This window comes from Ruegeria sp. CF1 (assembly GCF_056537445.1).
On the sequence record NZ_JBQFRN010000020.1, the window covers coordinates 25,671 to 39,047 of the forward strand.

Consider the following 13,377-nt stretch of genomic DNA (forward strand, 5'->3'; position numbering starts at 1 on the left):
CGTTTGAATCTATATGAACAACAATGGTTAACGGGGTCTTAACTCAGATCTGGAACGGTTGGTTGGCGCCCGAGGGAACAGGAGTGTCCCCGGTTTGCGCGTCGATCAGCTTGCGCGGCCAAACGACATTGACGATCGCCCCCCTGCGGTCCGGTTGGTCAGTCAGGGTCTGATAAGGGTCCGCGCCATTGGCGAAGCTCAGTTCGGCACCGCTGCGTTCCAGCAGGGTTTTGGCGATGAACAGACCCAGCCCCATGCCTTCGTATTCCGGCCGACTACTGCGATCGGCGCGGCGGCGGCGCATGAATGGGTCACCAATCCGACCAATGATGTGGGAGGGGTAGCCGCGCCCATCATCCATGATCGAAACGCTGATCCGGTCAGAGGTCCATTCAGCTTCGACCCAGACCGTCGACTGGGCAAAATCCACTGCGTTCTGGATCAGGTTGCGCAGCCCGTGAATGATCTCGGGCTTGCGTAGGATTGAGGGCTGCTGCACATCGCCATCCGCAACTGGTCCTTCGTCGAAATGCACCACTTTACCACGATTGATATGTGGCTCTGCCGCTTCATGGATCACGGTGGACAGAGGCGCCTGACGCAGGTGCAAGTCATCTTTCCCAGCTCGGCCCATATCGCGCAGGATGTCGCGGCAGCGGTCAGCCTGTTCGCGGATCAAGGCTGCGTCCTCCATCAGCTCAGGCCGGTCGTCCAGCTCTTCGATCAGTTCTGAACTGGCCAGCTTGATCGTAGCCAGCGGCGTACCCAACTCATGCGCGGCGGCGGCCACCACACCACCAAGATCAGTCAGCTTTTGCTCGCGCGCCAGCGCCATATGGGTGGCCGAGAGCGCTTCGGACATCGATTGAACTTCGGAACTGATGCGGTGCGAATAGGCGCCGATGAAAACGATGGCGATGATAATCGCCGCCCAGTTTCCGAACAGCAAAATATCGGGGATATCCAGCACCAACCCCAGATTGGTTCTCAGCGGGAGGTGGAATTGCGCCAGCAACGTGGTCAGGATCACCGCAACGCTGCCGATGATCAGGGTCGAGCGGGTGCTCATTACATTTGCAGAAATCGTCACCGGACCCAGCAACAGCAGCGCAAACGGGTTATTTAGCCCCCCCGTCAGATACAAAAGGATCGACAGCTGCAGCAGATCGAACAGCACCATCAGGAAGTTCTCGAATTCCGACAAGCGCTTGTTTTCGGGAAACAACAGAATGGCCGTGAGGTTACCCATCACCGAAATGCCGATGACGAAATAACACAATGCCAGCTCAAGCTGAACGTCGTAATATTTCTGTGCAACCGTGATGGCCGTAAACTGGCCGATAATGGCGACCCATCGCAGCAGGATCAGCGTGCGCAGCCTGATCCAGGTACTGCGCTCCTGCCCACGCCAAAGACTGGTGTTGGAATTCGTCATCTGTCGATTATGTCCTATTGCGTCGGTCCGACATGTTGATAGGTGTCCCGGCAGAATCGATCAACATCCCCTTTCGTATCAGGATACGCGCCATGGTTCGTCTTTATGCTATTCTCGCAACTGTTGTTCTTGCAATTGGTCTTGGCGCCATGTGGCTGCTGACGCGGGGTGGCTCAGATGACAAATACGCGCAGTGCCGCTCGTCTCAGATTGCGGGCGGGAGCGCGGCGATCGGCGGACCGTTCGAACTGCTTAACGCCAATGGTGAGACGGTAACCGACAAGGATGTGATCACCGAGCCCACGCTTGTCTACTTCGGTTATACCTTCTGCCCGGATGTTTGCCCCTTTGACATGTCGCGCAATGTCGACACGATCGATTTGCTGGCAGAGCGCGGTCAGTCGGTGACGCCGTTGTTCATCTCGATAGACCCGGATCGCGATACCCCCGAGGTTGTGGGCGATTTCGCATTCAACCTGCATGAACGCGTGATTGGCCTGACCGGATCGCCCGAGCAGATCAAGGCGGCCAGCAAGGCGTACAAGACCTATTACAAGGCCCAAGACAAAAGCGATGAGTATTATTTGGTCGACCACTCGACCTTTACCTATCTGATGACGCCCGAGGACGGGTTTCTGGAATTTTTCAAACGCGATGAAACGGCCGAGCAGATGGCGGACAAGATTGGCTGCTTTCTTGATCAGGCCTGATCCTCAACAGTCGGTTTGACCTTTGGAATGGCGCTGCTATTACTCATGTTTAAGCCAAGAGGCATGAAATAGCGGAAAGACCCACATATGGCAGACAGTTCCCAGCTTGAAATCGGCCCCGACAAATCGCTGCTGCTGGTAGATGATGACGAGCCGTTTCTGAGACGTCTGGCCAAGGCCATGGAAAAACGCGGATTCGAGGTTGAAACCGCGGGTTCCGTCGCCGCAGGCCGCGCCATTTCCACAGCCCGCCCACCTGCCTATGCCGTGGTAGATCTGCGACTTGAAGATGGCAATGGGCTGGACGTGGTTGAAGTGCTGCGCGAAAAACGCCCCGACAGCCGGGTTGTGGTTCTGACCGGTTATGGCGCCATCGCCACCGCCGTTGCGGCGGTCAAAATTGGTGCAACCGACTATCTGTCCAAACCCGCCGACGCCACTGACATCACCAACGCTCTGTTGGCCAAGGGCGACGAACTGCCCCCGCCGCCGGAAAACCCCATGAGCGCCGACCGCGTCCGCTGGGAACATATCCAGCGCGTCTATGAGCTGTGCGACCGGAACGTCTCGGAAACCGCGCGCCGGTTGAACATGCACCGCAGAACGCTGCAGAGGATTCTAGCGAAGCGTAGTCCAAGGTAGACCCGTAAACTTAATAGTGTGTTTTCCCGGGCCGTTCCAAACGACCTTCAGGGCGCGGATTGAGCCTGAGTTTGGAGCTTCAGCGCGTAATTCTTAAGGCAGGCAGAGTGCGCGCACCCAACCTCAGGCAATAACAGCAACTCATCAACCTTTGCCTGCAGCTTGCCGCCCATCGCCAGCATTCGATCATCCACGACGCTGTTCTGGTTGTACTTGTTCCAATACCTTTCACGAAACCGGCTGGACCGGTTGGGTGCATCTGTCGCTTTCGTGCCTTGCCCGCGCTGCCGCTTGAGCGCGAAACTGTCTCGCGTTTTCACCGGGTAGTGAATGACAGCAGCCCAATCGTGTGTAGACAGATGCTCGGGCGCGGCACCCAGCGCATGTCTTCGTCGCAATCCCGAACGATACATGTGTTCGTGCATCGGCAGGCCCGCAGCATTTACAAATTGCGATCCATCGTTTCGAAAGTCCGGTCGCAAGTAGGGCCGGTGCAGGCCAAACCCCCGTATTTTATCAGACTTTCGAAAAAGCGTTTTGAAGTAGCGATGCAAATTATGATCTGTATCGGCACGCTTTAGGAACCGTTGCGTGACCAGCCCCGGTTCCCACTTGTCGTTGCCCCCATTTCCGAAGATCAACCAATTCACGGCGATGCCCTCGGCGAAACCGGAACAGCGTTCGACGAGACCTGCGACCTGATTTTCATCGTTTGCACAGAACAGAAACTCATCGCTATCAAGCCACATCAGCCAATCGGCATCGTTAAGCGAAGGATGCGCATAGGCCGTTTCTGCCGCTGTATGCTGTGGTACTTGCCCGGGTTTCAGACCTTGCAGAACATGGGAAATAACCCCGTTATCATCCAGCGCATCAAGCAGCTCGGCGGTGCCGTCTGTCGAGTCATTGCTGTAAATCAGAATAGGATCAAACCCGACCAGCAGATGATACGCGATCCACTCAAGTATAAACGGCCCTTCATCCTTGGCGCAGGAGAACAACCCGACCTTCATATCGGCTTGGCCTGAGTGGGTTTGATCATGATCGCGGTTCTTCCTTGCACGGCCTATCTTCTGAAGATGATATTACGTTGAGTTTGAAAGGCATTTTCATAGCCACGATCAGAAAGTGAGGCAAACAGGCGTTCGGCGCTATCACCAAGATTCACGGTTTCCAGCTGTAGATATTGGGGAAGCGCTGCATCTTCTGCGCTTTCAAGAAAAGGCATAAGAATGTTCGGCTCGTGCCCTTCAACATCAAGCTTGGCAAAATCGGCATCATGCAGATGTGTAAGCTCAAGCAGTGTTCGGGTCTGCACCTCAATCGTATCGTATTTTGACAGCTCCAGATACGCTGGGTCGTTTGCCAAACGCGCCTGACCAAGATTGGTGGCCGTGTCGCCCCGCTTTTCAATAATAAGCGTCGCCTCACCAGTTTCGCCCGCGATCGCGAAAGTGTTCAGCTCCACGTTGCCAAATCCGTTCAGAGAGCAATTATTGCTGAGGCGTTCGGCCAGAGTCGGATTAGGCTCAAATGCATGAATCCGGGAGTCCGGGCTAAGAATTGACGACAAGAAAAGTGAATACAGACCAAAATTTGCCCCGATATCCAAAACCTTGAGAGTCTTCCCCGCAAAACTGTCTTTCAGCCAATTCAGCTCAAGCTCTTCCGGGGACCGGCCCTTCTGCCAGAGAGAGAATTCGCTGAAATTGTCATAAGGGTGCAGGTGGATTCGAATGCCCCGATAGGCGATCAACTGTGGCAGCAGTGACTTTCGGATCAGATTGCGCACCCGCCCTCGGCCTGTCAGATTGTACGCTTCACGTAAACACGCGTTGGCATATTCCATCTGCGCGTTCGTGACCGGTATCTGGCTGTCTGCGTCGCTCATCTGAACCTGCGTCCGATTATGGTCTTGTTTTAGCGGAAAATTAGCACAGGCTGTGCCGCTGATCTATTGGCGACCTAAATGCTGCCCAACAGCTCCTTATGCCGCGCGGTATAGGCCTGCCGCACCTCAATCGGGGGACGCAGTTTGATCTGCAACCCCTCTAATATTGCCTTGTCCGGGCGACCAAAGAACTTTGATGCTTCGGTATCAGAAAAACCCGCGATCTGCGTCGCCTCCATCCAGGCGCTGATCTTGTCCGCCTTCTTGATCTGGCGTTTCACTGTTTTTGGTACCACGGCGGGCAACCCGAAACGTATATGAATCGCAGCAGCCAGCCGTTCGTCTAAATCACCATAATCCGGGCCAACGGCGGATTTCACCGGAGAGATCATGTCACCAATCACATATTCGGGGGCATCGTGTAACAGTGCCGCCAACCGCCATTTCGTCGGTGCATTTGGTGCGATGCGGCCAAAAAGCTCTTCCACCAGCAAGGAATGCTCGGCCACGGAATAGGCAAAATCCCCGTTGGTCTGACCGTTCCACCGCGCCACAAAGGCCAGCCCGTGCGCGATATCTTCGATCTCGATATCCACGGGTGTCGGGTCCAGCAAATCCAGCCGACGGCCCGACAGCATTCTTTGCCACGCTCTGGGTTGTGTTGCCATTTTACCATGCCTTGTGAACTGGGACACGTTCAATTCGCGTTCTTGTGGTATGATGTATCTGTCTGGATCACATGCTGCCAACAATTTCTTGAGCATTCGTGCTTTGAACCTGCGCGATACGATCCCGACATCAAGGACTGAGGGGGGTGCTGACTCCTCCCAGTTGCGCCCTCTCGAAACGAAACTCGTATCGAAAGGAGCTTGCTATGTTCAAGCGTTTGTTTGCAATAACCCTGACCTTCGGAATGGCCGCAACCGCGCCACCTGCCTTTGCCCAGAACTGCGCAGAGCGCGAGCACGTGATTACCAAACTGCAAGACAATTACTCCGAGGAATTAACCTTTGGCGGTCTTCAGAAATCACGTGGCGGGCAGACGGTCATGGAGGTTTGGACCTCGAAGGAAACGGGAAGTTATACCGTTTTGGTGACCCAGGCGAACGGCATGAGTTGTATTGTCGCCGTTGGCACTGATTTTTTTGAAGCGATCCCCAAAATCAAGGCAGAGGGTACGCCAAGCTGATATTTTGTCACCAGACTTCCTGTTTCCGGCCATCTTCATTGCCTCATCCCGCAAGGGATGCTAGTGGCACTTTGGACTGTGAATTGCCGGAGTGGAGTACCTGATGGCCGGGGACTATATCGTTAAAGACATTTCAATGGCCGAGTTTGGCCGCAAAGAGCTGAATATCGCTGAAACGGAAATGCCGGGGCTGATGTCCCTGCGCGCCGAATATGGCGAAAGCAAGCCGCTGAAAGGCGCGCGGATCGTCGGTTCACTGCATATGACCATCCAGACCGCCGTTCTGATCGAAACACTGGTGGCGCTGGGCGCTGATGTGCGCTGGGCGTCGTGCAACATCTTCTCAACGCAGGACCACGCGGCGGCGGCGATTGCCGAGGCTGGTATTCCCGTTTTTGCCATCAAGGGCCAGACGCTGGAAGAGCATTGGGATTATCTGGACAAATCCTTCCTGTTCGACGAAGGCCCCAACATGATCCTGGACGATGGCGGCGACGCGACGCTGTACATCCTGCTGGGTGCACGTGCCGAGGCAGGAGAGGACATTATCCCTGTTCCGGGTTCGGAAGAGGAAGAGGTGATCAAGAAGCAGATCGCCAAGCGCATGGCCGCGTCTCCGGGCTGGTTCACCAAAATGCGCGACCAGATCCAAGGCGTCTCTGAAGAAACCACCACCGGTGTAAACCGCCTGTATCAGCTGGTGAAAGACGGCCACCTGCCGTTCCCGGCGATCAACGTGAACGACTCGGTCACCAAGTCGAAATTCGACAACAAATACGGCTGCAAGGAATCGCTGGTTGACGGTATTCGCCGCGCCACCGACACCATGATGGCCGGTAAGGTTGCCGTGGTCTGCGGCTATGGTGACGTGGGCAAAGGCTCGGCGGCTTCGCTGCGTGGCGCAGGCGCCCGCGTGAAAGTGACTGAGGTCGACCCGATTTGCGCGCTGCAAGCGGCCATGGACGGGTTCGAAGTCACCCTTCTGGAAGACGAAGTCGCAAACGCCGATATCTTCATCACCACCACCGGCAACAAGGACGTGATCCGTATCGAGCACATGCGCGAGATGAAGGACATGGCCATCGTCGGTAACATCGGTCACTTCGACAACGAAATTCAGGTGGCCAGCCTGAAGAACCACAAGTGGACCAACATCAAAGAACAGGTGGACATGATCGAGATGCCCTCGGGCAACCGCATTATCCTGCTGTCCGAAGGCCGCCTGCTGAACCTCGGCAACGCCACCGGTCACCCCTCGTTCGTGATGTCGGCCTCTTTCACCAACCAAGTTCTGGCCCAGATCGAGCTGTTCACCAAAGGCGATGAATACAAGAACGAAGTTTACATCCTGCCCAAGCATCTGGACGAAAAAGTTGCCCGTCTTCATCTGGACCGGATCGGCGTGAAGCTGACCCAGATGGACAGCGATCAGGCGGCCTATATCGGCGTGAAACCCGAAGGCCCCTATAAGCCGGAACACTACCGCTACTAAGTGCGAAAGACGCATGACCAAAGCTTCTGGACGCCGCCGAATCCTGCTTTCGGCGGCGTCTTTTCTTTTTGGCCTCTTAACGCTGTTGACCGTGTTGGGCGGCGGCGTTTGGTGGCTGCTTGCCCTTCCCAATACGCCTGTACCCCCGCACTGGAACCCGCTGCGTGATCTGACCGTGACGGCCCCGGTCACCCCGGTCACCCCTTACCAGTTGAACCGCGCACTGGCGGATGACGCTTTATGCCGTGCAGCCTTGGCCGAGGCTGGAGCTCGGTTTGATCCGCTGGACGATCTGGTGGTGGACCAGAATTGCGGAATCGAGGGACGCGGCCGGTTGTCCGGTCTGGTGAACGCCCGCGTCACTGCAGTCGAGACCCGGTGTGCCACAACTTTGCGGCTTGTCATGTGGGAACACCATGTTGTGCAACCCGCTGCGCAGCAACTACTGGGGACTTCCGTCAGCAGATTGCGCCAGATCGGTAGCTATAACTGCCGGCGGATGCGCACCGCGCAAGGACAAGACAATGGTTGGAGCAGTCACGCCACTGCGGACGCGATCGACATCGTCGGAATGGATCTCTCGGACGGGCGCAGCTTGAACCTGCTGGCTGACTGGGACGCTGACGGGCCCGAGGCCGATTTTCTGCGCCAGATCTGGCGCGGAGCCTGTGACTGGTTCCGCGTGGTGCTTGGCCCTGATTACAACCGCTTACATGCCGATCACTTCCACCTGCAGGGGCCCGGCTGGGGCTACTGCCGATAGTACCTCAGCGTAGAGGTGGGATAAAATCGCCGCGGCCCTGTGGTGTGAAATCCAGCACATTCCACAAAGGCCAAGCTGCATCCACATGCCGGGGATGCCAGTCGCTGGGTTCAAAGAACAGCTCGGAACTCCAGAAGTGATGAATGCCATCAGGGAGCTGTTGAAAGACATTTAGAATAGGAAGCTGATCACCCCCGTCGGTCTCGGCCAGATAGTCACGTTGGTAATTCGTCCCTAATGCTGAGTAGAGCGGCAGCGCATTCCAACCCATCTCATCCTTGAGCGCCGAGAGTTTTTCGGGCGTATTCTGCGCCACTACGGCAACCGAGGCGTTCTGTATGAGATGGTGGATCTGAGAGTTCAGCCCATCCAGAAACGCCGAACACATAGGGCAGGGGCGTTCCGCGTCGGGTCCGTACATCAGCGAATAGATAATCAGCGTATCCTTGTCGCCAAACAGCGACGACATAGGCGCACCCTCGCCTGCCAGATCTCGGAACGCATAATCGTTAGGGGTTTTGCCTCCGGTTGGAAGAGAACGGCGCAAGGCCGCGACCTCTTCAACCTTTGCTCTCAGGTCCCGCTCGGCGGATAGAAGTGCATTACGAGCTGACCGATATTCGGTGGTTTCATTCGGTAACGTTACGGGCATGGGGACCTCCGGGAATCATAATTAACAAAAATGTTAAATAATAAATCTAAAAAAATCAAATCACCGAGTCCCGCGAAGTTCAGCCTAGGGGGAAACCTTGTGATTTTTCCCTTTTGGGAATTCCGCCGACAAGGCTAGTCTCTCGTGCATCGGTAAAAAGTTCCGTGACAATGGATTAAGGAGATTGGGACATGGGCAAACGCGACGAATTGATCGCCAAATACGCTGAAGATCTAAAAGGCAAATGCGGGATGGACCCCGATATGGACCTGCTGACCAAGGTCACCATCGGTTGCGGTCCGGCGATCTATGACGCGGATGCGTCGACAGTGGCGGCCAGCCAGGAAGGCGAGCTTGAGACGGTCAAGAACAACTTCCTCATCAAAAAGCTGGGCCTGTCGGATGGTCCCGAACTGATGGAAGGGATCAACAAGGCCATGGAGACCTATGGCATGTCCGAGCGTAACAAGTACCGCGCTGTCGTCTATTACATGCTGACCAAGCATTTCGGCAAAGAATCGGTCTATAGCTGATCCAGCCAAGAACCATTTCAGCACCCGTCGGTCTTACCGGCGGGTGTTTTGTATTTGATTGAAACTCTAAATACTTGGCGTTTGAAGCGCGGTTCTGAAATCGGCTAAGGTCAGGTCATGACCAGGACGGTCAGAACCAACAGATTTCCGTATGCGTGTGGTGAGTTTGGGAGCACGCGGGGTAGGGAAGGTTCTGAAGTCGTCAGGGCCTTCCCTTTTCATTCAATCCGCCTCTGTCTCGCCCAAAGCGCAGATCAACTGCCATTCTGTATCGCTGACCGGCTGCACTGAAAGGCGTGAATTCTTGACCAGAACCATTTCACCCAAACGCTCATCCGCCTTGATCTGATCCAGTTTGACCGGAATTGTGAAAGACCGGACGGCTTTGATATCCACGCATTCCCAACGCTCATCATCGGTTGTGCTGTCGGGATGGGCCTCGGCACAGACTTCGACAATGCCGACAATCTCCTTGTCCTTTTGCGAGTGGTAGAAAAAACCCCGGTCACCAATCTGCATCTGACGCATGAAATTGCGGGCCTGGTAGTTGCGCACCCCATCCCATTCCTCGCCCGCGTCCCCCTTGCCGACCTGCTGATCCCAGCTCCAGGTCGAGGGTTCGGATTTGAACAGCCAATACGCCATCAGCCGATGACCTTTTTCCACGGGATCAATTCAACCGAGTCGAACAGGCCGGCCAGCGCGTAGGGGTCATTCTCAGCCCAAGCTTGCGCGGCGGCCAGATCCTCGACGTTCAGAATGACCAGCGATCCGATCATTGCATCGCCGTCCAGCAACGGGCCAGCCTGCGCCACAACACCGGTTTCTTCAATGTAAGCCAGATGGGCGGTGCGGTTGTCCAGCCGGGTCTGTAGGGCTCCGGCTTTATCCCGGGCGATCAGGGCGATGAGCATTTTATTCCTCCTTGAGTGGGCGACCCAGCAGGGCCTGAATCGCGTCGGTGACACTGTAGGCACCGCTGCTGAGTTTCGCCACCGTTGCGCTGATGGGCATGTCTAACCCTTCGCTCGCTGCGATTTCGGACATGGCCTGCGCAGTGGCGACACCTTCGACGGTTGTGGTGCTGTCAAATGGCTTGCTTAGACCCAAACAAAGGCCAAAACGATAGTTTCGCGACAATTCGGATGAGCAGGTTAGAACCAGATCACCCAGCCCCGATAGCCCCATCAGCGTATCGGGCCGTGCCCCGCGCTGGGCGGCAAAGCGCTGCATCTCAGAAAATCCGCGTGTGATCAACGCAGCGCGGGCGCTGTCGCCAAGCCCGGCACCAATGGCCGCGCCGCAACCAATAGCCATCACATTCTTCAGCGCGCCACCCAACTCGGCCCCGATGGTATCGGCGGTTCGATAAAGACGCAGGTTGGCGGTTGTCAGCTCTTGCTGAAGCGCCTCGCCCAATTCGGCTTCAGCACAAGCCAGCGTTAGCGCCGTGGGCAGACCGCGCGCGATGTCGTCGGCAAAGCTGGGCCCGGTTAGCAGGGCCGGTTGTGCGTCTGGCACGGATTGACGGATCACGGCGACGGGGCCCAGACCCGTGGACAGTTCGATCCCCTTGCAGCAAGCCACCAGAACCTTCCCGCTCAGTCGTGCTGCGTGAAGATTCAGGGCATCACGCAGTTTTTGCATTGGCACGGCAAGCAGCAATACGTCGGACCGCACCGCCTGTTCAATCTCGGTAGTCACCGTGATGTTGGCAGGCAGCGTGACGCCCGGCAGGCGATCGACATTTTCGCGCGATTGCTGCATTTGCCTTGCCTGCTCGGGATTCCGCGACCAAAGCGTAACGGGGCCATTTCCCGCCAATGATATCGCCAAAGCGGTTCCAAAGGCACCTGATCCAAGGACGGTCACGCTCATGCCTTGGCTCCTTTCTTGCCGCTGCCCAGCATCGCCGGGCTGGTTTGATCCAAGGGCCAGCGGGGTCGTGCCGTCAAGTCCAACCCATCCCGCGCACCGGTGCGAAATCGCTCTATACCTGCATGGGCAATCATGGCGGCGTTGTCGGTGCATAAGGCCATGGGCGGGGCGATAAATCGGGCGCCCATTTCCGCAGAAACGGTCTCTAATGCAGCGCGAATGGCGGTATTTGCAGCAACCCCACCGGCAACGGCAATAACCGGTTCCGACGGTGATGCCTCAAGATACTGGGCAATCGCGCGGCGGGTTTTCTCGGCCAGAGTATCGACGATTGCCTGCTGAAATCCGGCACACAGATCAGCGCGATCTTGTCGGGTCAGCCCCCCTTTTTCGGCTACGACCTTATCCCGCATCCGCATCAGCGCGGTCTTGAGTCCCGAAAAAGACAGGTCACATCCGGGGCGATCCAGAAGGGGCCGGGGAAAGCGGAAACGTTTGGCATCACCCGCGCGCGCCTCAGCCTCGACCGAGGGGCCACCGGGCTGGGGTAAGCCCAGCAGACGGGCGGTCTTGTCGAAGGCTTCACCGGGGGCATCGTCGATCGTCCCCCCAAGGCGGGTAAACTGTTCCGGTCCATGAGCGATCAGATATTGGCAGTGACCACCCGAGACCAGCAGCATCAGGTAGGGAAAGGCAATCTCGTCGGTCAGTCTTGGTGTCAGCGCGTGCCCGGCCAAATGGTTCACCCCGATTAGCGGCAACCCGGTTGCTGCACTTAGGCCCTTTGCGCACATCACGCCGGATATTACGCCGCCAATTAAGCCGGGACCTGCGGTGACAGCGATAGCGTCCAGATCATCTAAGCCAATTTCGGCCTGTGTTAGAGCCTGTTTGATGCAAATATCCAGCTTTTCCGCATGCGCACGCGCTGCGATCTCAGGCACAACGCCACCATAGGCGCTGTGCAACTCAGTCTGGCCATGCACCACGGATGACAGGATCTCGGCCCCTTTGCCTGTGCCCTGCCGCACAACGGCGGCTGCGGTATCGTCGCAGCTGCTTTCCAGTCCAAGGACGGTAAGTGTTTGCACCATAGGCCTGATCCGTTGCATCATGATTGCCAAGCGGGGTATCACCCCGCGCGGATGCAAACAATCCCAAGGCCGAAGGCGCCGACCGTTGTATTTGTTGATGACCCGCCCTCGCGCCGCCTCGGACAGGTTCGTTGCGCAACTGCCGGACCACATTCGGTCGCATGTCGCGGTTATCCATTCACCCTTGTTAAAGATCGAACCGCTGGGTGTCATGGTTGAGTCCGATGATTCTGCTGGACTGATCTTTTCCTCGGCAAATGGCGTGAATGCCGCCGCCCTATTGAATGTGGAACGCAGCCTGCCCGCCTATTGCGTTGGTCCGGTGACCACGCAGGCAGCGCAGGCAGCAGGGTGGGAAGCGCAGATGCTGGGTGCGACGGCCGAAGGGCTGGTGGCCAATCTGCTGAAACTCAAGCCAAACAGCCCGCTGCTACATCTGCGCGGAGAACACAGCCGTGGCAACGTGGCCGCGCGTTTGACTGAATCCGGGCTGACCACCCGCGAACAGCCGATTTATCGGCAACAGCTTTTGCCGCTGAGTGATGACGCTTCCCACGCCGCCAAAGGTGATCAGCCCATCATCGCCCCGCTATTTTCACCCCGCACAGCGCGACAATTTGCCGATGTCTGGGCCGGATCTGCGCCTCTGTGGCTGGCCGCGATCAGCGAAGCCACAGCGGAACCCCTTAAAACACTGAGTTTCGAGCGGCTGAAGATCGCGGATGAACCGACCCCGGATAAAATGCAGAAAGCCGTGAAAAAACTCGTGAAACACGTGATGCGGGTTGAGAGCGCGCCGGGTGCAGATTAACTTGGGTTAGTCTGTTGTTCATGTGTTTTGGGAATCGATAAGGGGATTAACGCGGTGGCTGATAAGAAGAAACCCGATCAGGAACCGGTCGAAGACCCCAGCGTCGAAGAGGTGGTAGAAGCCGCCGAGACCGAAAGTGATGCAGTCTCGGATGAGAAATCCGTTGACGCGGATAACGCTGCGGACGAATTGACTTCCGAAGCCGAAGCCGAAGCCGAAGCCGAAGCCGAAGCCGAAGCCGAAGCCGAAGCCGAAGCCGAAGCCGAAGCCGAAGCCGAAGCCGAAGC

Annotated in this window: 16 protein-coding genes and 1 pseudogene; 8 read left to right on the forward strand and 9 right to left on the reverse strand. The window is 56.8% G+C overall.

What is annotated here, in order from left to right; all coding sequences use genetic code 11:
* Positions 1-43: 43 nt before the first annotated feature.
* On the reverse strand, positions 44-1,435 hold the full coding sequence (gene regB / locus ACRZ96_RS20785; RefSeq protein WP_170397866.1) for a sensor histidine kinase RegB: 1,392 nt from the start codon (positions 1,433-1,435) through the stop codon (positions 44-46).
* Positions 1,436-1,527: 92 nt separating this feature from the next.
* Between regB and ACRZ96_RS20790 the strand changes: the two genes are divergently transcribed.
* Together ACRZ96_RS20790 and ACRZ96_RS20795 are read left to right on the forward strand one after the other, a co-directional pair.
* Entirely contained in the window at positions 1,528-2,145 is a 618-nt protein-coding gene (locus ACRZ96_RS20790) for an SCO family protein (protein ID WP_170514218.1), read from the forward strand.
* Between the two features lie 87 nt (positions 2,146-2,232).
* On the forward strand, positions 2,233-2,787 hold the full coding sequence (locus ACRZ96_RS20795; protein WP_039542641.1) for an ActR/PrrA/RegA family redox response regulator transcription factor: 555 nt from the start codon (positions 2,233-2,235) through the stop codon (positions 2,785-2,787).
* 47 nt (positions 2,788-2,834) lie between these two features.
* Here the strand turns inward: ACRZ96_RS20795 and ACRZ96_RS20800 are convergent, their stop codons facing one another.
* From ACRZ96_RS20800 to ACRZ96_RS20810, 3 genes are all read right to left on the reverse strand, one after another.
* Positions 2,835-3,800: a glycosyltransferase family 2 protein gene (locus ACRZ96_RS20800; RefSeq protein ID WP_480791494.1), complete on the reverse strand. Its 966-nt coding sequence runs from the start codon at positions 3,798-3,800 to the stop codon at positions 2,835-2,837.
* Between the two features lie 53 nt (positions 3,801-3,853).
* Entirely contained in the window at positions 3,854-4,678 is an 825-nt protein-coding gene (locus tag ACRZ96_RS20805) for an FkbM family methyltransferase (protein WP_170613069.1), read from the reverse strand.
* A 74-nt stretch (positions 4,679-4,752) separates the two neighbouring features.
* The gene (locus ACRZ96_RS20810) at positions 4,753-5,346 is read right to left on the reverse strand and encodes an HD domain-containing protein (RefSeq protein WP_480815057.1); all 594 of its coding nucleotides are present in this window, start codon (positions 5,344-5,346) and stop codon (positions 4,753-4,755) included.
* A gap of 206 nt (positions 5,347-5,552) precedes the next feature.
* Between ACRZ96_RS20810 and ACRZ96_RS20815 the strand changes: the two genes are divergently transcribed.
* The 3 genes from ACRZ96_RS20815 (at position 5,553) to ACRZ96_RS20825 (ending at position 8,122) form a co-directional block, all read left to right on the forward strand.
* Positions 5,553-5,867, forward strand: coding sequence for a hypothetical protein (locus tag ACRZ96_RS20815; RefSeq protein ID WP_170397881.1), 315 nt, complete (start codon positions 5,553-5,555; stop codon positions 5,865-5,867).
* 103 nt (positions 5,868-5,970) lie between these two features.
* Positions 5,971-7,359, forward strand: a complete 1,389-nt coding sequence (ahcY, locus tag ACRZ96_RS20820) for an adenosylhomocysteinase (RefSeq protein WP_170733772.1) — start codon at positions 5,971-5,973, stop codon at positions 7,357-7,359.
* A gap of 13 nt (positions 7,360-7,372) precedes the next feature.
* On the forward strand, positions 7,373-8,122 hold the full coding sequence (locus ACRZ96_RS20825) for an extensin-like domain-containing protein (RefSeq protein WP_480772179.1): 750 nt from the start codon (positions 7,373-7,375) through the stop codon (positions 8,120-8,122).
* Between the two features lie 4 nt (positions 8,123-8,126).
* Here the strand turns inward: ACRZ96_RS20825 and ACRZ96_RS20830 are convergent, their stop codons facing one another.
* Positions 8,127-8,774: a DUF899 family protein gene (locus ACRZ96_RS20830; protein ID WP_170514234.1), complete on the reverse strand. Its 648-nt coding sequence runs from the start codon at positions 8,772-8,774 to the stop codon at positions 8,127-8,129.
* A 191-nt stretch (positions 8,775-8,965) separates the two neighbouring features.
* Between ACRZ96_RS20830 and ACRZ96_RS20835 the strand changes: the two genes are divergently transcribed.
* Positions 8,966-9,307 (forward strand): DUF2853 family protein, encoded by a 342-nt coding sequence (locus ACRZ96_RS20835; protein ID WP_170397892.1) that lies wholly within the window; start codon positions 8,966-8,968, stop codon positions 9,305-9,307.
* 222 nt (positions 9,308-9,529) lie between these two features.
* Here ACRZ96_RS20835 and ACRZ96_RS20840 read toward each other — a convergent pair whose 3' ends face one another.
* Genes ACRZ96_RS20840 through tsaD form a run of 4 tightly spaced genes read right to left on the reverse strand, consistent with a single transcriptional unit; the run spans position 9,530 to position 12,279 of the window.
* Entirely contained in the window at positions 9,530-9,952 is a 423-nt protein-coding gene (locus ACRZ96_RS20840) for an EVE domain-containing protein (RefSeq protein WP_170397911.1), read from the reverse strand.
* The gene (locus ACRZ96_RS20845) at positions 9,952-10,221 is read right to left on the reverse strand and encodes a YciI family protein (protein WP_170425387.1); all 270 of its coding nucleotides are present in this window, start codon (positions 10,219-10,221) and stop codon (positions 9,952-9,954) included. The genes ACRZ96_RS20840 and ACRZ96_RS20845 overlap by 1 nt, the downstream gene beginning before the upstream one ends.
* A 1-nt stretch (position 10,222) precedes the next feature.
* Positions 10,223-11,185 carry an NAD(P)H-dependent glycerol-3-phosphate dehydrogenase gene (locus tag ACRZ96_RS20850; RefSeq protein ID WP_480815058.1) on the reverse strand — a complete coding sequence of 321 codons (963 nt, stop codon included), beginning with the start codon at positions 11,183-11,185 and terminating at the stop codon, positions 10,223-10,225.
* Positions 11,182-12,279, reverse strand: a complete 1,098-nt coding sequence (tsaD, locus tag ACRZ96_RS20855) for a tRNA (adenosine(37)-N6)-threonylcarbamoyltransferase complex transferase subunit TsaD (RefSeq protein WP_480815059.1) — start codon at positions 12,277-12,279, stop codon at positions 11,182-11,184. Before tsaD ends, ACRZ96_RS20850 begins: the two co-directional genes overlap by 4 nt.
* A 97-nt stretch (positions 12,280-12,376) precedes the next feature.
* Here tsaD and ACRZ96_RS20860 point away from each other — a divergent pair, with 97 nt between their 5' ends.
* A complete protein-coding gene (locus tag ACRZ96_RS20860) occupies positions 12,377-13,090 on the forward strand; it encodes a uroporphyrinogen-III synthase (RefSeq protein WP_480572461.1) in 714 nt (237 codons plus the stop codon).
* 54 nt (positions 13,091-13,144) lie between these two features.
* A pseudogene (locus ACRZ96_RS20865) lies at positions 13,145-13,377 on the forward strand (hypothetical protein); the annotation flags it as partial.

Bases quoted from the DNA above. Each gene is read 5' to 3' on its own strand.
- ACRZ96_RS20795 (WP_039542641.1), top strand. From the start codon at position 2,233: ATGGCAGACAGTTCCCAGCTTGAAATCGGCCCCGACAAATCGCTGCTG.
- ACRZ96_RS20840 (WP_170397911.1), bottom strand. From the start codon at position 9,952: ATGGCGTATTGGCTGTTCAAATCCGAACCCTCGACCTGGAGCTGGGAT.
- ACRZ96_RS20835 (WP_170397892.1), top strand. From the start codon at position 8,966: ATGGGCAAACGCGACGAATTGATCGCCAAATACGCTGAAGATCTAAAA.
- ACRZ96_RS20825 (WP_480772179.1), top strand. From the start codon at position 7,373: ATGACCAAAGCTTCTGGACGCCGCCGAATCCTGCTTTCGGCGGCGTCT.
- ACRZ96_RS20815 (WP_170397881.1), top strand. From the start codon at position 5,553: ATGTTCAAGCGTTTGTTTGCAATAACCCTGACCTTCGGAATGGCCGCA.
- ACRZ96_RS20830 (WP_170514234.1), bottom strand. From the start codon at position 8,774: ATGCCCGTAACGTTACCGAATGAAACCACCGAATATCGGTCAGCTCGT.
- ACRZ96_RS20800 (WP_480791494.1), bottom strand. From the start codon at position 3,800: ATGAAGGTCGGGTTGTTCTCCTGCGCCAAGGATGAAGGGCCGTTTATA.
- ACRZ96_RS20860 (WP_480572461.1), top strand. From the start codon at position 12,377: ATGACCCGCCCTCGCGCCGCCTCGGACAGGTTCGTTGCGCAACTGCCG.
- ACRZ96_RS20790 (WP_170514218.1), top strand. From the start codon at position 1,528: ATGGTTCGTCTTTATGCTATTCTCGCAACTGTTGTTCTTGCAATTGGT.
- ahcY (WP_170733772.1), top strand. From the start codon at position 5,971: ATGGCCGGGGACTATATCGTTAAAGACATTTCAATGGCCGAGTTTGGC.
- regB (WP_170397866.1), bottom strand. From the start codon at position 1,435: ATGACGAATTCCAACACCAGTCTTTGGCGTGGGCAGGAGCGCAGTACC.
- ACRZ96_RS20810 (WP_480815057.1), bottom strand. From the start codon at position 5,346: ATGGCAACACAACCCAGAGCGTGGCAAAGAATGCTGTCGGGCCGTCGG.
- tsaD (WP_480815059.1), bottom strand. From the start codon at position 12,279: ATGGTGCAAACACTTACCGTCCTTGGACTGGAAAGCAGCTGCGACGAT.
- ACRZ96_RS20850 (WP_480815058.1), bottom strand. From the start codon at position 11,185: ATGAGCGTGACCGTCCTTGGATCAGGTGCCTTTGGAACCGCTTTGGCG.
- ACRZ96_RS20845 (WP_170425387.1), bottom strand. From the start codon at position 10,221: ATGCTCATCGCCCTGATCGCCCGGGATAAAGCCGGAGCCCTACAGACC.
- ACRZ96_RS20805 (WP_170613069.1), bottom strand. From the start codon at position 4,678: ATGAGCGACGCAGACAGCCAGATACCGGTCACGAACGCGCAGATGGAA.